Source organism: Denitrificimonas caeni (genome assembly GCF_027498055.1).
In the GTDB taxonomy this organism is placed as follows: Bacteria; Pseudomonadota; Gammaproteobacteria; order Pseudomonadales; family Pseudomonadaceae; genus Denitrificimonas.
In genome coordinates this window covers 1,112,135-1,133,542 of record NZ_CP114976.1, presented here as the reverse complement: position 1 = coordinate 1,133,542, position 21,408 = coordinate 1,112,135, and the positions used below count along the sequence as shown (strand labels likewise).

At 49.6% G+C, this 21,408-nt stretch carries 21 protein-coding genes and 2 tRNA genes; 14 read left to right on the top strand and 9 right to left on the bottom strand.

Features of this window, described 5'->3' with window-relative positions:
• Positions 1–5: 5 nt before the first annotated feature.
• From O6P33_RS05410 to hemA, 6 genes are read right to left on the bottom strand one after another with little or no spacing between them, the layout of a single operon-like run.
• The gene (locus tag O6P33_RS05410) at positions 6–521 is read right to left on the bottom strand and encodes an acyloxyacyl hydrolase (protein ID WP_269819189.1); all 516 of its coding nucleotides are present in this window, start codon (positions 519–521) and stop codon (positions 6–8) included.
• 20 nt (positions 522–541) lie between these two features.
• A complete protein-coding gene (gene murI, locus O6P33_RS05405) occupies positions 542–1,336 on the bottom strand; it encodes a glutamate racemase (protein WP_269819188.1) in 795 nt (264 codons plus the stop codon).
• Positions 1,329–2,084: a molybdopterin-synthase adenylyltransferase MoeB gene (locus O6P33_RS05400; RefSeq protein WP_269819187.1), complete on the bottom strand. Its 756-nt coding sequence runs from the start codon at positions 2,082–2,084 to the stop codon at positions 1,329–1,331. Before O6P33_RS05400 ends, murI begins: the two co-directional genes overlap by 8 nt.
• A gap of 13 nt (positions 2,085–2,097) precedes the next feature.
• Complete coding sequence (gene prmC, locus O6P33_RS05395; protein ID WP_269819186.1) at positions 2,098–2,937, bottom strand: peptide chain release factor N(5)-glutamine methyltransferase; 840 nt, start codon at positions 2,935–2,937, stop codon at positions 2,098–2,100.
• 5 nt (positions 2,938–2,942) lie between these two features.
• A complete protein-coding gene (gene prfA, locus O6P33_RS05390) occupies positions 2,943–4,025 on the bottom strand; it encodes a peptide chain release factor 1 (protein ID WP_269819185.1) in 1,083 nt (360 codons plus the stop codon).
• Positions 4,025–5,290: a glutamyl-tRNA reductase gene (gene hemA / locus O6P33_RS05385; RefSeq protein ID WP_269819184.1), complete on the bottom strand. Its 1,266-nt coding sequence runs from the start codon at positions 5,288–5,290 to the stop codon at positions 4,025–4,027. Before hemA ends, prfA begins: the two co-directional genes overlap by 1 nt.
• 236 nt (positions 5,291–5,526) lie before the next feature.
• On the opposite strand from hemA, the gene O6P33_RS05380 reads away from it, so the two are divergent.
• The 9 genes from O6P33_RS05380 (at position 5,527) to O6P33_RS05340 (ending at position 14,571) form a co-directional block, all read left to right on the top strand.
• On the top strand, positions 5,527–7,245 hold the full coding sequence (locus O6P33_RS05380; RefSeq protein WP_269819183.1) for a tetratricopeptide repeat protein: 1,719 nt from the start codon (positions 5,527–5,529) through the stop codon (positions 7,243–7,245).
• Between the two features lie 14 nt (positions 7,246–7,259).
• Positions 7,260–7,877 (top strand): lipoprotein insertase outer membrane protein LolB, encoded by a 618-nt coding sequence (gene lolB, locus O6P33_RS05375; RefSeq protein ID WP_269819182.1) that lies wholly within the window; start codon positions 7,260–7,262, stop codon positions 7,875–7,877.
• A 4-nt stretch (positions 7,878–7,881) separates the two neighbouring features.
• Positions 7,882–8,769 (top strand): 4-(cytidine 5'-diphospho)-2-C-methyl-D-erythritol kinase, encoded by an 888-nt coding sequence (ispE, locus tag O6P33_RS05370; protein WP_269819181.1) that lies wholly within the window; start codon positions 7,882–7,884, stop codon positions 8,767–8,769.
• 32 nt (positions 8,770–8,801) lie between these two features.
• Positions 8,802–8,876, top strand: a tRNA-Gln gene (locus O6P33_RS05365).
• Between the two features lie 90 nt (positions 8,877–8,966).
• Positions 8,967–9,908 carry a ribose-phosphate pyrophosphokinase gene (locus O6P33_RS05360; RefSeq protein WP_269819180.1) on the top strand — a complete coding sequence of 314 codons (942 nt, stop codon included), beginning with the start codon at positions 8,967–8,969 and terminating at the stop codon, positions 9,906–9,908.
• Positions 9,909–10,012: 104 nt separating this feature from the next.
• Entirely contained in the window at positions 10,013–10,657 is a 645-nt protein-coding gene (locus tag O6P33_RS05355; protein ID WP_269819179.1) for a 50S ribosomal protein L25/general stress protein Ctc, read from the top strand.
• 40 nt (positions 10,658–10,697) lie between these two features.
• Positions 10,698–11,282: an aminoacyl-tRNA hydrolase gene (gene pth / locus O6P33_RS05350; protein WP_269819178.1), complete on the top strand. Its 585-nt coding sequence runs from the start codon at positions 10,698–10,700 to the stop codon at positions 11,280–11,282.
• Between the two features lie 25 nt (positions 11,283–11,307).
• Entirely contained in the window at positions 11,308–12,408 is a 1,101-nt protein-coding gene (ychF, locus tag O6P33_RS05345; protein ID WP_269819177.1) for a redox-regulated ATPase YchF, read from the top strand.
• A 240-nt stretch (positions 12,409–12,648) separates the two neighbouring features.
• Positions 12,649–14,571 carry a methyl-accepting chemotaxis protein gene (locus tag O6P33_RS05340; RefSeq protein ID WP_269819176.1) on the top strand — a complete coding sequence of 641 codons (1,923 nt, stop codon included), beginning with the start codon at positions 12,649–12,651 and terminating at the stop codon, positions 14,569–14,571.
• A 126-nt stretch (positions 14,572–14,697) separates the two neighbouring features.
• On the opposite strand, the gene O6P33_RS05335 is transcribed toward O6P33_RS05340, so the two are convergent.
• Both O6P33_RS05335 and O6P33_RS05330 read right to left on the bottom strand, forming a co-directional pair.
• Positions 14,698–15,090, bottom strand: coding sequence for an acyl-CoA thioesterase (locus O6P33_RS05335; RefSeq protein WP_332880043.1), 393 nt, complete (start codon positions 15,088–15,090; stop codon positions 14,698–14,700).
• Positions 15,091–15,175: 85 nt separating this feature from the next.
• Positions 15,176–15,796, bottom strand: coding sequence for a tRNA-uridine aminocarboxypropyltransferase (locus O6P33_RS05330; RefSeq protein ID WP_269819175.1), 621 nt, complete (start codon positions 15,794–15,796; stop codon positions 15,176–15,178).
• A 250-nt stretch (positions 15,797–16,046) separates the two neighbouring features.
• On the opposite strand from O6P33_RS05330, the gene O6P33_RS05325 reads away from it, so the two are divergent.
• Positions 16,047–16,808, top strand: a complete 762-nt coding sequence (locus tag O6P33_RS05325) for a sulfite exporter TauE/SafE family protein (RefSeq protein ID WP_269819174.1) — start codon at positions 16,047–16,049, stop codon at positions 16,806–16,808.
• A 25-nt stretch (positions 16,809–16,833) separates the two neighbouring features.
• On the opposite strand, the gene O6P33_RS05320 is transcribed toward O6P33_RS05325, so the two are convergent.
• Positions 16,834–17,259: a hypothetical protein gene (locus O6P33_RS05320; RefSeq protein ID WP_269819173.1), complete on the bottom strand. Its 426-nt coding sequence runs from the start codon at positions 17,257–17,259 to the stop codon at positions 16,834–16,836.
• 178 nt (positions 17,260–17,437) lie between these two features.
• Between O6P33_RS05320 and O6P33_RS05315 the strand changes: the two genes are divergently transcribed.
• The 4 genes from O6P33_RS05315 (at position 17,438) to O6P33_RS05300 (ending at position 20,975) form a co-directional block, all read left to right on the top strand.
• On the top strand, positions 17,438–20,233 hold the full coding sequence (locus tag O6P33_RS05315; RefSeq protein WP_269819172.1) for a YdbH domain-containing protein: 2,796 nt from the start codon (positions 17,438–17,440) through the stop codon (positions 20,231–20,233).
• A 14-nt stretch (positions 20,234–20,247) separates the two neighbouring features.
• The gene (locus O6P33_RS05310) at positions 20,248–20,439 is read left to right on the top strand and encodes a YnbE family lipoprotein (protein ID WP_269819171.1); all 192 of its coding nucleotides are present in this window, start codon (positions 20,248–20,250) and stop codon (positions 20,437–20,439) included.
• A 10-nt stretch (positions 20,440–20,449) separates the two neighbouring features.
• On the top strand, positions 20,450–20,797 hold the full coding sequence (locus tag O6P33_RS05305; RefSeq protein ID WP_420094966.1) for a YdbL family protein: 348 nt from the start codon (positions 20,450–20,452) through the stop codon (positions 20,795–20,797).
• Between the two features lie 101 nt (positions 20,798–20,898).
• Positions 20,899–20,975 (top strand) — tRNA-Pro (locus O6P33_RS05300).
• Positions 20,976–21,408 lie beyond the last annotated feature (433 nt).

Sequence of the window (21,408 nt, the reverse complement as noted above, 5' to 3'; positions counted from 1 at the left end):
ATTTATTAAAGCGCTAAACTATAGTGCAAAGAATAGGTGTTGATGCCGTCATTAGGCTTTTTAATACCCGCATTTGAATAGTGGATAGCACTTAAGCCAAGTCTTTGATTACGATAACCTAGTCCGACACCGATACGGTCTTCAAATTGAAATGCAGTACTTAAGTCGCGTTGCTCTACTCGCGTATGTCGAAACGCAGCCACTCCAATACCTGCTTCAATATAGGGCTTTATCCGCGCCGCATTAAACTCATAGACAAATACAGGGCTAACAGAAAGACTGTGATTGCTGGACTTTTTATCACCATCCCAATAAGTATATCCAGCAGCCCAATAACCACTTAAAGCACCAAGGTCAGAATGCCACCAACTTGACTGAAAGCTTTTACGTAAGCCTAGGCGTAATGACGATGTCGACTCTTGTGTATGACCTACCGCAGCGCTCAACTCCAGCGCAGACACCTGCTGCACACTTAAAGCTAACGTAAGCGCGGTAATACCACTCAGTAAAACTACACGCATCCTTCACCTCACAGAATTGTCTAAAATCCCAAAGCCCTCACCGGCTCAATACTAGGCCACAGCAGGGCTAAAGTATGCTCAATTTTAGCCACATCACCACTGCCGTAAAAAAAGTCTGCACAGTGCTTAGCATCAGCGAGTAAATCCTGCTTACCCAACTCGCTGTGCAAACGCCGCGCTACCGCTGCACCGGTGTCGATCAGTTGCACACCAGCAGGCAGCAAATCACCGAGCAGCGGCTTAACTAAGGGGTAATGGGTACAACCAAGAATTAACGTATCACAGCCCGCTTGCAATAATGGCTCAACATAGCTGTGCAATAGCGATCGCGTTGTCGCTCCCTGCAACTCTCCGGCTTCAATTAACTCTACAAGCCCGGGGCAAGGCTGAGTGATCACCTGCACATTACTGGCAAAGCGCTCAAGCAACGCTGCAAAACGTGCACTGCGCAATGTTCCTATGGTCGCTAACACGCCTATTTTGCCAGATAGCGAAGCCTGCACCGCTGGCTTGATCGCAGGTTCCATCCCGACAATTAACAACTGTGGCCAACGCTGACGTAATTCGGTCACAGCCGCTGCAGTCGCCGTGTTACAGGCCACAACAATAGCTTTCACGGGCTGGGCCACAAGAAACTCGCTGATCGCGAGACTACGCTGGACAATAAACTCAGCTGACTTCTCGCCATAGGGAACGTGGGCACTGTCAGCAATGTAAATCAACGCTTCCGCCGGCAATAAGTGGCGGATCTCATGCAGTACTGAAATCCCCCCCAACCCCGAATCAAATACACCAATAGCGGCTTGCTTATGCATCACGCCCACCGCAAACACTGCATTGCGGATCGCGGCGCAGTTTAAGCTCACGAAACCTGCTACTCAATGCATCAACCAAGAGTAAACGGCCCACTAAAGGCTCACCAAAACCAGCAATAATCTTCATTACTTCTAAGGCTTGCAAGCTACCAATCAGCCCTACTAAAGGCCCCAGCACACCAGCCTCACTGCAGGTTAAGCCCTCTTCTGCACCATCACCAAACACACAGTGATAACACGGACTCAGCGCATTGCTTGGCTGATAAACACTGACCTGCCCTTCAGTGCGAATGGCTGCACCACTGACCAACGTCACCTTGGCGGCTACGCAGGCGGCATTGAGCTGTGCGCGAATCGTAAAGTTATCCGTACAGTCCAGCGCTAAATCAATCTTTTGCAGTAATGCTGGCAAGTTATCTGCAGTTAACTTTTCGCTGACTGTGCGCACTTTAATATGTGGATTTAAGCCACGTAAACGCGCTTGCGCCGACTCAACCTTCAAAGCCCCTAGAGCCGCACTATCATGGACAACTTGCCGCTGCAGATTGGATAAATCCAACACATCAAAATCAGCTAAATAGATCTCGCCGACCCCAGCAGCAGCCAGATACAGGGCTACCGGAGAGCCCAGCCCACCGAGACCGACAATTAATATTTTACTGTTTTTCAAGCGCAATTGACCGGCGATATCCACTTGCTTTAAGAGGATTTGGCGACTGTAGCGCAGTAATTCTTCATCATTTAGCATGATATATGACGACCTAAGACAAGGATGGCAAACGCCCTAAACTGATTCGTTCGTGTCCGCCTAAATCACGTTGACTACTGACCTTGGTAAAGCCGGACAAGTGTAATAACTCACGCACCGCCGCAGCCTGATCAAAACCATGCTCCAGCAGTAGCCAGCCATTAGCGGTCAAATACTCAGGTGCCTGAGCGATAATTAAGCGTATATCATCCAAACCATCCGCGCCGGACACCAGCGCACTTAGAGGCTCAAAGCGCACATCACCTTGCTGCAAATGCGGATCATTGGCGGCAATATATGGCGGGTTACTGAGAATCAAATCATAGCGCTGATGCGCTACAGCGCTAAACCAATCACTGCGCAAGAACCTGACATTACTTAAACCCAGTTGCTGTTGGTTATCTTGTGCCAGCGCCACCGCAGCTTCAATTCGATCAACACCAGTCACTTGCCAACACTGTCGCTCGCTGGCTACAGCCAAGGCTAATGCACCACTGCCTGTGCCTAAATCTAAAACATTGAGCGCCGCACTGGCATCCGCTAATTGCAAAACGGCCTCTACCAGCAATTCTGTATCGGCTCGCGGAATCAGGGTATGCGCCGCCACTGCCAAATCAAGGGTCCAAAAACCCTGCCGACCTAACAAATAAGCTACCGGCTCACCACGCTTACGGCGCTCTAAAAGCGCTGCAAAACTATTGAGCTGCGCTGTGGTGAGCGTTTTTTCAGGCCAGGTGTAAAGATAACTGCGCGGTTTATCCAGCACAAAAGCCAACAGCAACTCAGCATCCAGCTGCGCCGTTGGCGAATCAATGTGTTCAGCTTGGGCTAATAACTGCTCAATGCGCATCATGCAAATTAATCACCCAGTGCCGCAAGTTGGTCAGCCTGATACTCCAGCAACAGTGGATCAATAATCTGCTCTAACGCACCACCCAGCACATCGGCCAGCGAATACAGGGTTAAATTAATCCGATGATCGGTGACACGCCCCTGGGAAAAGTTATAGGTACGGATCCGCTCAGAGCGGTCACCGCTACCTACCAAGGAGCGCCGTGTATCAGAAATTTCTTGCGCGGCAGCACTGCTTTGCTGGTCTTCTAAACGCGCAGCCAACCAACCCATAGCGCGCGCACGGTTTTTATGTTGGGAGCGCTCTTCCTGGCACTCAACCACAATGCCGCTGGGCAAGTGGGTAATACGCACCGCTGAATCCGTTTTGTTCACGTGCTGCCCACCGGCTCCAGAGGCACGGTAGGTATCCACACGCAAATCAGCCGGATTAATTTCAATGGCATCTTGCTCATCAGGTTCAGGTAAAACCACCACGGTACAAGCAGAGGTGTGCACTCGCCCTTGCGACTCAGTTTCTGGGACTCGTTGCACTCGGTGCGCACCAGATTCAAACTTTAATTTACCGTAGACATTGTTGCCTTCAACACGGGCAATCACTTCCTTATAACCGCCATGCTCACCCGCATGCTCAGAAAGTATTTCCACACGCCAGCCTTGGCGCTCGGCATAACGCAAATACATCCGCATTAAGTCGCCAGAAAATATCGCTGCCTCATCGCCGCCGGTACCCGCACGCACTTCCAGAAACACGTTACGCCCGTCATTGGGATCTTTAGGCAACATCAAGCGCTGCAAATCAGCCTCAATAGCCTCTAAAGACTCGCGGCACTCCGCCACTTCCTCTGCTGCCATCTCACGCACATCAGGATCACTGTCTTTGAGTAAGGCTTGCGCCTCTTCAAGGTCGCTGCGAGTTTTGCGCCAAGCTTGGAACTGCTGCACCACAGGCTCGACCTCGGCATACTCTTTGGAGTAGTCGCGGTACTTGTTTTGATCATTGATCACCTGCGCATCACCTAATAACGCTGTAAGTTCTTCAAAGCGTTCTTGCAGGCGGTCTAAACGATTGACTAACGATGCTTTCATTAATTCGAGTCACCTGTTGTTAAACCAAATAGTTCTTGAGCAACTGCCAAAGCTTCACAGCGGCCATCAGCGGATAAGCGTTTTATTTGCACGCTGGGTGTGTGCAATAACTTATTGGTTAAGCCCCGCGCCAACTGCATCAGCGCATCTTCTGGCGAGGTACCATTAGCCAAGGCACGTTGCACTCGCGCCAACTCCTCATCACGCAAGCGCTCGCCTTGCTGGCGATAGGCACGCAACACATCCACCGCTTCCAGCTCACGCAAGCGCTGCATAAAGTCAGAAGTACCCTGCACCACTAACTCTTCCGCAGCTTGGGCTGCACCTTGACGGCTTTTTAAGTTATCCGTTACCACCTCATGCAGATCATCAACGCTGTACAAGTAGACATCATCAAGATCGCCCACTTGTGGCTCAATATCCCGCGGTACAGCAATATCCACCATAAAAATGGGCTTGTGCTTACGCAGTTTCAAGGCTCGCTCCACTGCACCTTTACCTAGAATAGGCAGCTGGCTGGCAGTGGAACTGATGACGATATCGCTCTGTACCAGAGCATCAGGAATATCCGAAAGTAAAATAGCTTGCGCACCGAACTCATTGGCCAACTGCGTTGCACGCTCTAAGGTGCGGTTAGCCACCACAATCTTCTTTACGCCCTGTTCATGTAAATGACGGGCCACTAAGGTGATGGTTTCACCTGCCCCCACTAACAAGGCCTGACTTTCGCTCAGGTCAGTAAAAATTTGCCGCGCCAAACTGACCGCAGCATAAGCCACCGATACCGGGTTTTCACCGATAGCGGTATCGGTACGCACAGTTTTCGCCGTACTAAAGGTGGCCTGAAACAAGCGTCCGAGTAAAGGTCCTAAAGTTCCGGCCTCACGGGCAACGGCATAAGTTGACTTGATTTGCCCTAAAATTTGCGGCTCGCCCAGCACCAACGAGTCAAGCCCACAGGCCACACGCATCATGTGCTGAATTGCTTGATCGTCTTTGTGCACGTAAGCACAAGCCTGCAGATCTGCCACCGGCACATCATGGTATTGTGCAAGCCAGTTCAGTACCGCCTCGGGCTGCACATCCTCCATTTCCAGATAGAGCTCGCTACGATTACAGGTGGACAGTATGGCTGCTTCGCGACTGCCCACGACTCGACATAGCTGACGCAACGCATCAACTAATTGCTCTGGGCTAAAGGCCACGCGTTCGCGGACCGCCACAGATGCCGTTTTATGATTAATTCCAAGTGCAATAAAAGCCATGCATAGTCGCTAAAGGGGATTTAAAGCGGGCAATTGTCCTACTTCAAAGCCTTCAGAACAACCTCCCCTAAGAAAACACCACACATATGTGTAAAAAAAAGCATATATTTTAGACTATCACATGAGAAATCGGTAATAGCATAAGCTCAAGTCGCTATTTGTGACTGAGAGTGTCGCGCGCGCGATCGCTGCTTGTGTCATGATGCAACTATTCTAACTTGTCTTGCCTTGTACTTATGAATAAATATTTTAGCCTCCTCGCAATCAGCATTATAGTTTCGGGCTGCCAAGCTTTGGCACCGGACACTCAATTCCCTATAGACGATACAGTTGCACCTGACTCGACACAAACCCACGCGCCCGTCAACGATACAGCCAACTTCTCACCAGAGACGCTGGTGAGCTTATTAACAGCTGAAATTGCTGGGCAACGCGACCGTTTTGATATTGCTTCGGACAATTATAGCCAGCAGGCACAACTTACCGCCGACCCCGGTGTTGCTGAGCGTGCGTTTCGCATTGCCGAGTACCTGGGTGAAGAGCAGCGCGCACTTGATAGCGCCATACTCTGGGCCAATGCTGCCCCCAACGACTTAGAAGCACAGCGCTCGGCTGCCATTCAGTTGGCTCAAGCTGAACGCTACGATGAAGCCATGCAGTATATGGAAAAAGTCTTACTGCAAAACGGTGATACTCAGTTCGACTTTTTGGCATTATCTGCCGCCCAGTCAGACCCAAAAACCAGAGCAGCCTTACTGCAAAGCTTTGACCGTCTATTAGTCAAGCGGCCCAACAATCCACAACTGGTATTTAGCAAAGCCATACTTCTGCACCAAGACGACCGCAGCCAAGAAGCCTTGCAGCTGCTAGAGCGCTTACCCAAGAAGCACGCCACAGTAACCACTATATTGCTGCGTGCCCGCTTACTCAGCCAACTCAATCGCGGCGCAGAAGCATTACCGGTATTAAGTGATGCACTCAAGCAATATCCCAATGAAAACCGCTTACGCATCACCTATGCCCGCCAATTGATTGAGCTTGATCGTCTCGAAGAGGCACGCGCTGAGTTTCTAGAGTTGCTGCAACAATCCCCCAGTGATGATGATTTACGCTTCTCCCTAGCCCTTATCAATATGGATCTTGGCGCTTGGCTTGAGGCTCAAGTTTATTTAGAAGAGTTAATTATTCGCGGTAGCCACAGTGATGCTGCGCACTACAACCTCGGCCAAGTATTAGAAAAACTGCAGGAAACTGAGCAAGCCCTCAACGCTTACAACTCAGTACAATCAGGTGCTAACTACCTCGCCGCCCAACAGCGCGTGATTGCCTTGCTCTTGAGCAATGAGCAACTCAGCGAAGCCACTACCCACTTTGAGTTGCAGCGTATGGTTCAGGCGGATTTAGCAATTCAACTGTACCTTATTGAAACTGAAGGCCTAGCCAACTACGACCACACAGAAACAGCTTGGCTACGGATCAATCAAGGCCTCAAACAGTACCCTGCCGAGCCAAGCCTGCTTTACACGCGCGCGATGATTGCGGATAAACGCAATGATTTAACTCAGCTTGAAGATGACTTACGCCAAATCATTGATAACGATCCCAATAATGCCATGGCCCTGAATGCCTTAGGCTATACCTTGGCAGACCGCACTGAGCGCCTAGAGGAAGCACGGCAACTGATTGAGCAAGCACACCAGCTAGAGCCCAACGACGCAGCCATTACCGATAGTTTAGGCTGGGTGTACTTTCGCCTTGGTGATCTAGACAGTGCTGAACGTCTCCTGCGCGAAGCCTATAACGGCTTACCTGATGCAGAAATAGCAGCCCACTTAGGCGAGGTCCTCTGGTTCCAAGGCAAGCGCACAGAAGCCCGGCGCATTTGGAACCAAGCCCTTAAAAACCAACCTAATGACGCGACACTGCTCGACACCATGCAGCGACTTACCCAATAAGGACCACTCAACTGATGCGTTTATCCAGTTTACTTTTATTCTGCATGCTCTTGATCCTCGGTGGCTGCAGTCATTTCAGCACACAAGAGCAACTCAGCGGCAGCGGCCAAACCGACACTTGGCAATCGCATAAACAACGCATTGCGCCTCTTGATGCTTGGCAAATCAGTGGCAAGCTTGGGATTCGTAGCGAACAAGAGTCTGGTAGCGCCGTCATTTTCTGGCTGCAACGCCAAGACTACTTCGACATCCGCTTATCCGGCCCTCTCGGCCAAGGCTCCACCCGCTTAACCGGTCGCCAAGGCGCTGTGAGCTTAGACATTGCTAATCGCGGCACTTTTCACGCTGCATCCGCTGAAGAACTCATGCAACAACAACTGGGCTGGAGTTTGCCAGTAGAAAACTTACTGTGGTGGGTGCGCGGCCTGCCAGCACCTAACAGCAAAAGCCAACTGCAACTGGACAGCAACAGCCTTCTTGCACAACTGGAGCAGGATCAGTGGCTGGTTGAATACCTCAGCTATCGCACAGAAAACGATTTACAACTGCCAGAGCGCATCAAGCTCAGTGGCGCCGGCCTCACTATCACCCTCGTCATTAAAGAATGGCAAGCACGGCAACTGGGCCAGTAACCACATGAACACAAAAACTTTAAAAGCGCCCCCACAGCAGTCTGTAGAGCTCAGTTTACCGGCACCGGCCAAATTAAACTTAATGCTGCACATCGTCGGCCGCCGTGCAGATGGCTACCATTTACTAGAAACCTTATTCCAGTTTTTGGACTACGCCGATACCTTGCACTTTAACAGCCGCGACGATGGCCAAATTATTTTGCATACACCCATCGATGGCGTAGCGCACGATGACAATTTAATTGTACGCGCCGCCCGCCTCCTGCAAAAAAACAGCAAAAGCAACTTGGGCGCAGATATTTGGCTGGATAAAAAACTCCCAGTTGGTGGTGGTATCGGCGGCGGCAGCTCCAACGCAGCAACCACATTACTGGGCCTTAATCACCTCTGGCGCACTGAACTCTCTTTGCCAGTCTTGGCAGAGCTAGGCTTGAGCCTCGGCGCGGATGTCCCAGTATTTGTCATGGGCCGCGCCGCATTCGCCCAAGGCGTCGGTGAAAAATTACAGCCCGTAGACTTGCCAGAACCTTGGTATTTAGTCGCTGTGCCGCCGGTATCTATTAGCACTGCAAAAGTATTTTCAGATAAAGGCTTGACACGTGATACCGAGCCGACTAATATACGCACCGTTCTCAAGCAAGGCGGTCACAACGATTGCCAAGCGGTAGTTGAGAGGTGTTACCCAGAAGTGCGTAACGCTTTGATCTTGCTAAACAAATATGTTGAAGCTCGATTAACTGGAACTGGAAGTTGTATATTTGGGGGCTTCCCAAACGAACAACAAGCTGCTAAAGTAGCCAACCAGATTTCAGAGAAACTACCAAGCTTTGTAGCACAAGGCGCTAACATCTCAATGTTGCACCGAGCACTACAAAACTTATCTGAACGCTGATTGTTCTACATTGTTAAAATGTAAAACTCTACAGGGGCGTCGCCAAGCGGTAAGGCAGCAGGTTTTGATCCTGCCATGCGTTGGTTCGAATCCAGCCGCCCCTGCCACATTACGAAACCTTCGTGGTTTCGCGTTGATCGCGAGACACGAAGGTTTTTTTCGTCAGGTCCACCCTCAGTAAAAAACAGGTACTGCGCGTGTCGAAGATGATGATCTTTACGGGGAACGCAAACCCCGACCTCGCTCGTCGTGTAGCAGCTCAATTGTATATTCCATTGGGCGATGCTTCGATTGGCAAATTCTCTGACGGTGAAGTCAGTGCGGAAATCAACGAGAACGTACGCGGTAAGGATGTTTTTTTAATCCAACCTACTTGCGCGCCAACCAATGATAACCTCATGGAACTCATTGTTATGATTGATGCTTTTCGCCGCTCTTCAGCGTCACGTATCACCGCCGTGATTCCTTACTTTGGTTACGCTCGACAAGACCGTCGTCCACGCTCAGCCCGTGTTGCTATCAGTGCTAAAGTTGTTGCTGATATGCTTTCCGGTGTTGGTGTTGACCGCGTACTGACTGTTGACTTACATGCCGACCAAATTCAAGGCTTCTTTGATATCCCAGTCGACAACATCTACGGTTCTCCAGTGCTAGTGGATGATATCCATGCCCAGCGCTTCGAAAACCTAATGATTGTATCTCCGGATATTGGTGGTGTTGTACGTGCTCGTGCTGTCGCTAAAGCGCTAGGTGTTGACCTTGCAATTATTGACAAGCGTCGCCCCAAAGCCAACCAATCAGAAGTAATGCACATTATCGGTGATGTTGATGGCCGCACCTGCATTCTGGTGGATGACATGGTTGATACAGCCGGCACTTTGTGCACAGCTGCTAAAGCTTTAAAAGAGCGTGGCGCTTCAAAAGTACTAGCGTATTGCACACACCCTATTTTCTCTGGCCGTGCTCTCGAAAACATTGAGAACTCATTGCTGGATGAAATTGTTATTACCAATACTATTCCGCTGTCTGCTGCAGCTCAGGCTTGCACGCGCATCCGTCAACTCGACATTGCGCCTGTAGTTGCTGAAGCTGTACGCAGAATCAGTAATGAAGAATCGATTAGCGCGATGTTCCGTTGAACAGCGAGCAATCAACAACCGCCTAACTAAACTTAGGCTTTCACAACCCCGCTCGTCACTGGTCGCAAGTTGGCGGGCGTTGTTGTTTTTTTGGAGAGATACACATGAGCGAATTTACTCTTAATGCACAAGCGCGTAGCGACTTGGGGAAAGGTGCGAGCCGCCGCCTACGTCGTAACGCGGATCTAGTTCCTGCCGTTATTTACGGTGGTGACAGTGAACCTGCTTCAATCAGCCTACAAAACCGTGAAGTAACTAAACTGTTACTTAACGACGCAGCATTCAGTAGTATTTTAGTGCTGAACGTTGACGGTAAAAAAGAAAGTGTTCTGATCAAAGACTTGCAGCGTCACCCAGCTAAAGGCTTTGCGATGCACGCAGACTTTATCCGCATTGTTGCTGGCCAAAAACTGACCACCATTATCCCAGTTGTTCTTCTCAACGAAGAAAACTGTGTTGGTGTGAAAATGGGTGGTGGTGATATCTTCCGTCTCGCCACTGAGATCGAAGTAACTTGCTTACCGCAAGACCTACCTGAGTCCATCGAAGTTGACATGCTCGAAGTTGACTTGAACGAAACTGTACACTTGGCTGACATCAAAGCACCTAAAGGCGTTGAGTTCACCGCTCTTGAACAGGACAACAACATTGCAGTTGCGACTGTAAGCCCTGCACGTGTTGAAGAAGTAATCGACGAAGAACAAGATCAGCCTGCAGCAGCTGAAGGTGAAAGTGAAGAAGAGAAGTAATCTCTTCAGCGCTTAACCTGTAAGACAAGGAGCTCCCGTAGTGAATGCTGTTCAACTGATCGTCGGCCTAGGTAATCCAGGCCCAGAATACGACCAGACCCGGCACAACGCGGGAGCTTTTTTTGTGGAGCGTCTTGCTGCACAGCATGGCGTCAACCTCAGCTTTGATAAAAAGTATTTCGGCCTGACCGGTAAACTCAATTATCAAGGCCGCGATGTGCGCTTACTAATCCCAACCACCTATATGAATCGTAGCGGTCAAGCTGTAGCTGCGCTAGCAAACTTCTTCAGAATCAAGCCTGAAGAGATTCTAGTCGCCCATGACGAGTTGGATATGCCGCCTGGCGTATGCAAACTCAAACTTGGCGGCGGACACGGTGGACATAATGGACTACGGGATATCATTGCCAGCCTCGCTAATCAAAAAAACTTCTATCGCTTGCGCATAGGCATCGGTCACCCAGGCCATAGCAGCCAAGTGTCTAACTACGTCCTCGGCCGTGCACCGCGCAACGAGCAAGAACTCACACTCACCAGTATCGAATTCGCCCTTGGCGTACTGCCTGATCTTCTTGACGGTAATTTTTCCCGCGCAATGCAGCAGTTACACAGCCAAAAGGCTTGACTCTTTTTTTCCCGAGGGACTCATCATGGGATTTAACTGCGGTATCGTAGGTTTGCCCAACGTAGGCAAGTCAACCCTATTTAATGCTTTAACCAAATCAGGCATTGCTGCCGAAAACTTTCCGTTCTGTACGATCGAGCCAAACACAGGCATCGTTGCTGTACCCGATCCGCGCTTAGTGCCGTTAGCTGAGATAGTGCAACCAGAGCGTGTTCTGCCCACCACCATGGAGTTTGTCGACATTGCTGGCTTAGTTGAAGGCGCTTCTAAAGGTGAAGGTTTAGGTAACAAGTTCTTAGCCAATATCCGCGAGACCGATGCTATTGCTCACGTTGTGCGCTGCTTTGAAGACGATAACGTCATTCACGTATCCAACTCAGTTGACCCTAAGCGTGATATTGAAATCATCGATCTAGAACTGATTTTTGCCGACCTAGAAAGCTGTGAAAAACAATTACAGCGCGTAGCGCGTAACGCCAAAGGCGGCGACAAAGAAGCAGTGGCGCAAAAAGCCTTGCTCGAACAACTTATCCCCCACTTCACTGAAGGCAAGCCCGCACGCTCGCTACTAAAAAGCTGGAGTGACGATGAGAAGCAAATTATCCGTGGCTTTCATTTATTGACCACCAAACCTGTAATGTACATTGCTAACGTTGCTGAAGACGGCTTTGAAGACAACCCTTTCCTCGATATCGTTCGCGCTATCGCCGAGGAAGAAGGCGCACCAGTCGTTCCTGTGTGCAACAAAATCGAAGCGGAAATTGCTGAGCTGGATGACGGCGAAGAAAAAGACATGTTCCTTGAGGCCCTCGGCCTTGAAGAGCCCGGCCTTAACCGTGTAATTCGTGCTGGCTACGAGCTACTCGAACTGCAAACCTACTTCACTGCAGGGGTTAAGGAAGTACGTGCTTGGACAGTTAAAGTGGGGGCCACTGCGCCTCGCGCCGCTGCAGCCATCCATACGGACTTTGAAAAAGGCTTTATCCGCGCTGAAGTCATCGGTTACGATGATTTTATCCAGTACAAAGGTGAAGCAGGTGCTAAAGAAGCCGGTAAGTGGCGTCTTGAAGGCAAAGAATACATCGTTAAAGACGGCGATGTGATGCACTTTAGATTCAACGTATAACCCCGCCTCACCCCCTTGTATCGGCACGCTACAGTTAACCCGCTGCCGGCCGATACAAGTCTTAACGCACCTGTCGCAGTCTTGATCAGAAACAATGCTCTAAATCACTCAGATTTGTATAGTGAGCGCAATAACTTCAGCACATTCTGTTCAAGCATGACTTGCACACTATTGCTGCGTGCTTACGACTAAAATGTCTGAACCACGAGTTTTCAGACACCTATATGAAGGCGCAATTCGATGAAAAACATCAAGGTATCAGTCAAACTCGCCATTAGTATTGGCGCTATTTTGCTACTGATTATAATTTTAGCGGCAAATGGTCTCTACAATATCAATCACATTCTTATGCGTGGTGACAACACCCTGCAGCTGACTCAGATTGACCTTGCCAGTAAAGATTTGTTAATCGCCAGCAGCCGTTATAATGCATCTGCTGATGAAAAATATATCCAACAAACACAAGCACTGATTGCTGATATTCAAAAAAACATAACCAACGTCAGACCTAAGCTCACCGAACAGCATGGTATTGAAGCCATTAACCAAATCGCAACCAATGTCGAAAACTACAGCAAAGCCTTTGCTGATAATGTCCAAGCGCAGCAAAAGCAAGCAAGTAACCTCGATAGCGCAGTGAGCAGTGGCTTGCAAACAATCGCCTTGCTAAATGAATTGAATGAGCTGGTTAACGGCAGCGCGCAACAACCGATCCTGCATGAAGATTTCTACGACACTGTGACCGGGCGCCTTGCTGCAGACTTAGCGCAAGCGCGTTACATACTCGCCTATACAGCGCGGGTTTTCTTAATGGAAGAAAGTGCACAGAGCCTGCAACGCTTGGAAGATCGCTTTACCGAACTACAAGCAATCAGCCAACAGTTACGCCCTAGACTGCATGGCCAAGCAGCAAGCTTGCTCGCAGATTCATCTGTAGCATTAGAGAGCTACATGAGTGTTCTACGCCAAACATACGAACTAGACCAAGCGCAATTAGCTGCTGCAGCAGTAGTGGATAATGTTTATGCGAATATGCGCAGAAATATTGATCAAATTTTAGAGATTCAAACAGTATTCCGTGCCAAAGTGGCCAGCAGTGCAAAATTCACCTCAATAACTCTGACATTAATCGCTATCGTGCTGGGCTCGTTAATTGGCATATTGATCGTCAGACAAATAACCCGCCCGCTGAATCAAGCCATCAGCATTGCTCAGGCCATCGGTAACAGTGATATGACCGGTACTAGCGTCGAGCAACGTAAAGATGAGTTTGGCACCTTACTCAAAGCCCTTAATCAGACTCGTAATAACCTCAGTGGCGCGCTGGGCGAAGTCAACGGTATCACCACACAGCTTGCTGCTGCTGCCGAAGAGCTATCGGTGGTGACCAACCAAACCAGTGCCGGCGTACATAACCAGCGCATCGAAACTGAGCAAGTGGCGACGGCGATGAATGAAATGTCAGCCACAGTGCATGAGGTTGCACAAAACGCAGAAGAAGCGGCAACAGCTGCGCAGAAAGCGGACCACCAAGCGAAAACTGGTAACCAAGCTCTGCAAGTTGTTTTATCTGATATCAATACGCTCTCGCAAGATGTGCACACCAGTGCTGAAGCCATCCAGCGCCTCAATCAAGACAGCACCAGCATCGGTACTGTTCTAACTGTAATTAATAGCATTGCTGAGCAAACCAACTTGCTCGCGCTCAATGCTGCCATTGAAGCGGCTCGTGCTGGCGAAGCCGGTCGAGGTTTTGCCGTGGTTGCTGACGAAGTACGCAACTTAGCGCATCGTACTCAGCAGTCGATTGCACAAATTGAAGAGCTGATTGCCAACTTGCAACAGGGCTCGCAAAATGCAGTTGCGACAATGGATAGCAGTCGCACCCTAGCAAGTTTAACCCTAGAGCACGCTCAGGAAGCAGGTGAAGAGTTAACAGCAATTACCCGCACTGTGTCTGAGATTCAAGCGATGAACATACAGATTGCTACCGCCGCAGAAGAGCAAAGCGCCGTAGCAGAAGAAATTAACGTAAACGTGGACAACGTCAATAATATTGCTGACCAATCAGCTGCTGCAGTTGAAGAAACATCGGCTTCTGCTGCTGAGCTGGCACGACTGAGTCAATCATTACAAAGCTTGGTTGCGCGCTTTAAAATCTAAGTTCTTCGCCAAGCGGATAAAAACCTTCGTTTCACCTACCCCGCGATCTAAACGCTGATGCCAATCATAGGCTAGGCGTTTAGATGGCCTTTACTTCTTCTAGTATGAGGTGTAGCCAAGCAAGTCTCACTCTGGCTTATTCACATCATGGCTGTAGCTGGTCTCAGTTTTACCATGCGCGGCAGGCTTACCATCAGGGCCTATATTGGCAAACAGCATGCGCTCAATGGTCGGTATATTTTTATGAGTGATTTTGTTACGCACCACACAGCGTAAAGTGATCGATGCTCGACCAAAGGCCGTCGCTTCAATACCCAACTCAATAATATCGCCTTGTTGCGCTGAGCTAACGAAATTAACTTCTGAAATGCGCTTGGTCACGACCTTCTGATTACACAGCTGCACAATGGCATAAATCGCCGCCTCTTCATCAACCCAGCGCAGCAGACTGCCACCAAACAGCGTGCCATTAGGGTTTAAATCTTCTGGTTTTATCCATTTCCGAGTGTGAAAATTCATCCGAACCTCTGCTGATTAAAAACATTAGCACCAAAGCTGTTTTGACTAGCCTTGCTCACGCAGCAATACCAATAGGCACCTACACTTAGTCTGCAGGGTCGACATGATTACGTTGATAAACCTCAGCACCCATTGCTTGAATCTGCCCTTCAATTAAGGCCTCGAAAGGGCGCAAGAGCGGGCTGAAGTCAACGCTAGGCTCAAGTGCCGTCAGGGCATGGGTGACTGCTTCAACAGTTGCCAGTGCATTTTCATCAGGCGCTTTGCGCAAGCGATAACGGCTGCTTAATCCAGCTGGTAAGGTCACGCGCGGTAAAGCCGCCAATAATGGATTACAGTGCAAAATCTTACGCGCTTTACGCCAAGTACCATCCGGTACAACTAAGAGCAGTGGTAATTGCTCTCCTTGATACGCTTGCAGCTCTTGCGCGGCCTCGCCCGGAAACAGTACGCAAGGACGATAGCCTGGCAGCTGTAAGTACTGCTCAAGCTCAACCACTGTTTCAGCAATAATTAACTGCGCATTGTGCAAGCCCATAGCAGCAAATCGAGCAGTATTGAGCGCATGCTTAGCCTCATCAGGATGCTGCAACAACAGGACTCGCGTGCGACTCGGCAAGCTTGGGATTAAACTACACAAGCAGTGCTGCAGAGGTCGCGTACATTCTGCGCAGCGCCGCCGCGCTTTACTTTGTTCAGATGCCATAACGCTCTCTTTCACATCGGGCCACTATCATAATCACCTCATCAGCACTTACACTCATCTACACCACCCACTGTAGCTAGTCTAACTCAGCTCAATAGCGCTGTAACTCGTAGCCCATACGCAGCAATCATCTGCGGCATGGCTGGCTGAAAACCTCATCAACGCTCGTACTAAACACACCACTACCACCTTAACCCCACCGCCTTAACCCCGTACACTAAGTCTTAACGCTTTCACATCGGATAAACCCGTGGACAACATTATTTACGAAGCTTTAGGTATTGGCTTACTGCTAGGAACTCTCTTGGGCTTAACGGGTGCTGGCGGCTCATTAGTCGCCCTGCCTTTATTGCTCAGCCTGCACCTGCCCTTGCGCGACGCTGTAGGCGTTAGTTTAGGCGCTGTAGGTTTGTCTGCACTGATTGGCGCGGTCGGCCGCTGGCGGGCCGGGGATGTGCATCTTTTGCCTGTGCTACTGCTTACTGTCAGCGGCTTACCCGGCAGCTGGGTTGGCCAACAACTGGGCCAATTAATCAGTGAGTTTTGGTTGGTACTGGGCTTTTGCGTACTGGTTTTATGGTCAGCTTGGCGCATGTGGGGCAACGCGAGCTTGCCTGAGCTGCCGGAAAGAAAACCGCTCAATCGTGGCATGCTAATATTTATTGGTTTTTGGGTCGGCATACTATCGGGCTTAATGGGCGTTGGTGGCGGCTTCTTAATTGTGCCGGCTTTATTGTGGTTCAGCCCGCTGTCCATGCTCGCTGCAACCGCAACATCCATGGCGGTTATTGCTCTGGTGTCTGGTGCAGGGTTCTTAATGTATTTGGACTCAGCGCAACCCCCTATGCAATTGCTAGCGGGTATCGCTGCCGGTGGAGCTTGTGGTGTACTCATCGGTAATAAGTTAGCTACGCGCCTGGGCGGCCCCATTTTGCAGCGTATCTTTGCCATAATGCTGCTGTCGGTAAGTTTATCTTTAGCAGCACAAAAACTCTTTCAGTTTTCTCTATAACGCTCTCTCAGGCAAGCCTGCATTACTACAAGCGCAGACTGCTGTCGCGCTCCCACACGCAGCGCACCTGCAAGTCTTCAGAGCTTGGCTGATGGCTGTCATGCTCTGACTCCCAACGAAAGGTATGAGTGCCGTTGGTTTCTGTTTCTAAATGCACCACAGCGCTGGCCCAATACATTTGTTTTAACAGCTTTTCAAAGTGCTGCACCCAAACTGCCCATTCGTATTCAATGGAGCGATAACTGCCACCAAAATGAATCACTTGCGATTGCGGCAGCACGCTCGCAAAAGTACTGCAGCCAAACAAATCACGGTGGAACAACTCCCAACCATCGGCCTCAGGCAACGCTTGCAGCGCCGCTAGATTTGTGAGGCTGCGCTGTTGCTGCTCTTCGACATCAGTTACCGACCAATCCCGAATACAACCATACACAATGGATTCCGACTCCACAGACACTTCTCCAGCCTTAAATTCTCAGGCAGCGTTCTACCATGCTACACCAATAAACACCAACCTAACGCTACACATCGCGACCTTTGTAGCGTCTTTGTGTAGTAGCGCACAGCATACGGCGCTCGCGCATTCCTGCTAAACTGCCTGCACTCAGTTGATGACATGGGATCTGCTTGTGCACGTATTTAGCGCTAGGCCAGTACGCTTTTTATTACGCGCCTGCTTATTATTGGTGCTGTTATTGATTGCTGCAGTTTTCACACTGCCTTATACGCTGCCTTGGTTACTACAAAAACAAGGTATCGACTTGCACTGGCAGAACCCGCAGTGGCACTACAATGGTTTTAGCGCCGCACAGGTCAACATAAATCTAAATCACAGCGCTACAGAAACGCAGCAGCTGCAGCTGGATAATTTCAGCATCACGTTCGCTTGGCATTCTTTCCCCATTCGCCACCTCACCGCCTCGCGCTTGCAAGCGCACTGGCCGATAACCAGTAATGCGACAAATGATGATGACACCGAGCTGGCTTTACCTAAGAGCATTTTAAAGTGGCTTCCACAGCATATTGACTTGCCCAGTATAGATGCAAATTTAGCCGGTTTAGGTGTGCTGCAAGGCTCTCTTAATCTGCAAGCCAGCGCTCAAGGTAAGCTGTGGCAACCCAGTTTTATTGATACTCAATTAACCTTAAGCAACCTGCAAGGCAATTGGTTGCGCAGTATCCCTCTCGAGTTAAAACCGACCCAACTCAGCGCACAAATCACCACGCACCCTGATCATCAAGACACCCCTGATGGCCAACAGTTATTACACTTTAATTTATACAGTACAGGCCCTGCACGCTTACAACTAAATGGCTTGCTAGATCTGCAACAAACACCAGAATGGCAAGGCAGCCTAAGTAACGCCCAGCTTTTTATTGAGCTTGCCGCCCTGCAGCACCCAGCTCTCAGCGCTCAAGATTTGCAAGCGCGTCTTTATTTTAGCGGCCATGCGGATACCCAAAACTTTTCTTTAAAGCTCCATGAGCACTCAAGTTTAGAAGCTCAAAACCTGGAAATCATTGACAGTATCAATGCAGAAAAAGTTGCCCTGCAATTAGCTGGATTGCACATCCAAGGCGCTAACGCTGCTGTTGCTGAGCTGGAAGTGTCCAGCCCGATTCACATGCACATTGCTAAGCTCAGTGCTGCACAACTGCATAGCCAAGATTGGGACTTGCACGGCACTCTCAGCGGCCCACTCGCCCAACTCGATCTCAACAGCAGCCTAGTGGGCCAGCATGGACTCAAGCTACACAATCACATCTTTTTGCGCGATGGCAGTGTTACCGGCAGCCTCAGCCTAGATAATATTTCGTTTACAGCAGGCAACCCTTTGCAGCAAACATTCACCGACTGGCCACAAGCTGCTTCAATTCAGAGTGGTTTGCTACGCAGCACAGTGGATTTCAATTTCCCTCCTCAAGCAGCGTACCAGCTAGCCATCAACTTACATGCTAGCGAGCTGAGCGCTAAATTCGACAACAATACGTTAGACAATCTGAGCTTGGATTTAAGCGCGCAATTAGCAGCGCAGCAAAGTCCTAACTGGCCAACCACGCTCACCGCAGCGCAGCTCAATATACACGCAGCAACTGTAACCACCCCAGACCTGCGTGCAGAGAAACTCCAAGCACAAACCTCATTCAGTGGCAGTGGCAATACCGAGTCACTGACCCTTCACTTTGCGCCACACTCCAATGTGCAAGCCCAGAAAATACAGCTGCCTAATATTGCCAGCGCAACCAAGGCAACCCTACAGCTCACTGGCCTCAAACTCCAAAGTGACCGAAAAAATGACTACGCACCCAAAATACACAGCCCACTGACTGCACATATCACCAATCTCAACGCAGAACAGCTACACAGCCAGAACTGGGATTTCACCGGCACACTCAACGGTCAGCTGCCGCTGCTAGAGCTCAGTGGTGACCTCAAGAGCCAACACGGCCTCACCCTCTCAAGTCACATACGCCTACTCAAAAACGCAGTACAAGGCAACGCCACGCTGCATGAGGTGTATTTTAAAGCGGGCAACCCGCTGCAAAAAACCTTTAGCGACTGGCCTGAATTAGTGACCTTTGATAGCGGCCGCCTGCGCAGCGAGATTGCCTTCACCCTTCCCGACAGCGCTGCACTTAAGGTTACGGCTAAAGGCAGCGCCAGCGGTTTAAATGGCATTATTAATCGTAGCGAATTAAAAAATCTTGGCTTTGACTTTAACGCTCAACTCAACGGCTCAACACTCACTCTCAGCGTGCCGCACTTAACCATCACAGAGCTGGACCCTGGCGTTCCAGTCAGCGCAATAGAGTTAAAGCAAGCACACTACCGCACCGCCTTAGACGCACCACTGCAAGGCACAGCCGAGTGGAAAAGCATCGCAGCGCAGGTATTTAACGGTCGCGTCTGGCTGGACGCACAACAACTTGATTTAAGTCGTAAGCAAAAGCTGCTGCTACAGCTCCGAGGTTTAGAACTACAGGAGCTGTTTAGAATCTACCCCACAGAAGGTTTAGCCGGTAGTGGCATCATTGACGGTCAGCTGCCGTTATTTATCGAACATGACAGTATCTATATAGAGGCAGGCCAATTACAGGCCCGCGAGCCAGGGGTTTTACAGTTTCAATCAGAGAAGATCGAAGCCCTCGGACGCAGTAATCCAGCCATGCGCATCGTTGCTGATGCTTTAGATGATTTTCATTTTAATCTATTAAGTAGTGGGGTAAGTTATGATCAGTCCGGTAAACTACTGCTTAATCTACACCTCGAAGGGCAAAACCCCGACGTTAAAAAAGGACGCCCCATTAACTTAAATATTAATCTTGAAGAAGATATCCCCGCATTACTTGCCAGTATCCAGCTTAGCGGCCAAGTCAGCGAAATAATTCAAAAACGAGTTCGAGAGCGTCTCGAAAACCGTTAATACAGGAGGTTCTTATGCGTACAAACCTTTTTTTAAGTGTTTTTGTACTAGCCCTATTAAGTAGCGCCTGCACCCCTACGGTGCAAATTGCAGCACCTAGCGAGCCCATCAATATCAACTTAAATGTCAAAATTGAACATGAAATCCTTATCAAGGTTGATAAAGCCCTCGATAACATTCTCGACGAATCCAGCGGTTTATTCTAAGGAGCACAGCATGACTCTTCGTAAATATTTAATGCCTTTCCTACTGGTGGGCAGCCTTATGAGTACAACCGTCTTAGCCATGGATTTGAACACGGCAATGAGCAATCTTAGCCAAGCCAAAGCCTCCGGCTTGCTCGGTGAACAGCCCAACGGTTACTTAGGCATTGTCATTATACAAGGTGACGCAGAGCAGATTGCCCGTCTTATCAACGAAGCTCGCCGCGCTGAATACCAACGCTTAGCAAAAGCTAATAATCTCCAACTCAGTGATGTAGAAACCATGGCCGGCAAAAAAGCTCTCGAGAAAACCCCTGCTGGTCACTATATTTACCTGAATGGCAAATGGCTGAAAAAGTAATTAAAAATATAATTAACCCACATTTTCACTGAAAACCTTTCAGATTTCAGTTACTTAGGGTATAGTCTCTTTCGTTTTCAGCTTCCGAGTGAAAACATCGTCGGGGCGTAGCGCAGCCCGGTAGCGCACTTGCATGGGGTGCAAGGGGTCGAGTGTTCGAATCACTCCGTCCCGACCAATAAAATCAATGACTTAGGCCACTTTTCAAAGGTGGCCTTTTTCATTTCTGGGGGTTGGGTACTAAATGGGTACTAAATCTTTTTTAGTTTAAGCAATCCGACCAGCGGCATCAGTGGCGCGGCAAGCACTCGCTCAGATCACTAAGCCACTGTTGATAGAATGCTTCGTCTATATCGCCATCATCCAATGGGTTGCATCGGTCTGGTACGCACCAACAGAACACTACTGCGCAACTGGTGCCGAACTGCGCCAGCAATACAACGACACCTCAATGTAATAGCGCACTTGCGCACACCTTGCAACGCGCCAGCAACATACGGCCTTGAGATAGTCAGGGCTGGTTTACCGGTACGCAAAATACGCAGTCACAAGCAAGCCTACCTGTTAGCGAAAGTTAGCATTCGCAGCACCGCAAAACCTCACATTGCCTG

Coding starts and splice junctions, on each gene's coding strand:
- lolB (WP_269819182.1), top strand. CDS start 7,260: ATGCGTTTATCCAGTTTACTTTTATTCTGCATGCTCTTGATCCTCGGT.
- O6P33_RS05340 (WP_269819176.1), top strand. CDS start 12,649: ATGAAAAACATCAAGGTATCAGTCAAACTCGCCATTAGTATTGGCGCT.
- hemA (WP_269819184.1), bottom strand. CDS start 5,290: ATGGCTTTTATTGCACTTGGAATTAATCATAAAACGGCATCTGTGGCG.
- O6P33_RS05310 (WP_269819171.1), top strand. CDS start 20,248: ATGCGTACAAACCTTTTTTTAAGTGTTTTTGTACTAGCCCTATTAAGT.
- O6P33_RS05305 (WP_420094966.1), top strand. CDS start 20,450: ATGACTCTTCGTAAATATTTAATGCCTTTCCTACTGGTGGGCAGCCTT.
- ychF (WP_269819177.1), top strand. CDS start 11,308: ATGGGATTTAACTGCGGTATCGTAGGTTTGCCCAACGTAGGCAAGTCA.
- O6P33_RS05410 (WP_269819189.1), bottom strand. CDS start 521: ATGCGTGTAGTTTTACTGAGTGGTATTACCGCGCTTACGTTAGCTTTA.
- prfA (WP_269819185.1), bottom strand. CDS start 4,025: ATGAAAGCATCGTTAGTCAATCGTTTAGACCGCCTGCAAGAACGCTTT.
- O6P33_RS05330 (WP_269819175.1), bottom strand. CDS start 15,796: ATGGCATCTGAACAAAGTAAAGCGCGGCGGCGCTGCGCAGAATGTACG.
- O6P33_RS05380 (WP_269819183.1), top strand. CDS start 5,527: ATGAATAAATATTTTAGCCTCCTCGCAATCAGCATTATAGTTTCGGGC.
- murI (WP_269819188.1), bottom strand. CDS start 1,336: ATGCATAAGCAAGCCGCTATTGGTGTATTTGATTCGGGGTTGGGGGGG.
- prmC (WP_269819186.1), bottom strand. CDS start 2,937: ATGATGCGCATTGAGCAGTTATTAGCCCAAGCTGAACACATTGATTCG.
- O6P33_RS05400 (WP_269819187.1), bottom strand. CDS start 2,084: ATGCTAAATGATGAAGAATTACTGCGCTACAGTCGCCAAATCCTCTTA.
- O6P33_RS05355 (WP_269819179.1), top strand. CDS start 10,013: ATGAGCGAATTTACTCTTAATGCACAAGCGCGTAGCGACTTGGGGAAA.
- ispE (WP_269819181.1), top strand. CDS start 7,882: ATGAACACAAAAACTTTAAAAGCGCCCCCACAGCAGTCTGTAGAGCTC.
- O6P33_RS05335 (WP_332880043.1), bottom strand. CDS start 15,090: ATGAATTTTCACACTCGGAAATGGATAAAACCAGAAGATTTAAACCCT.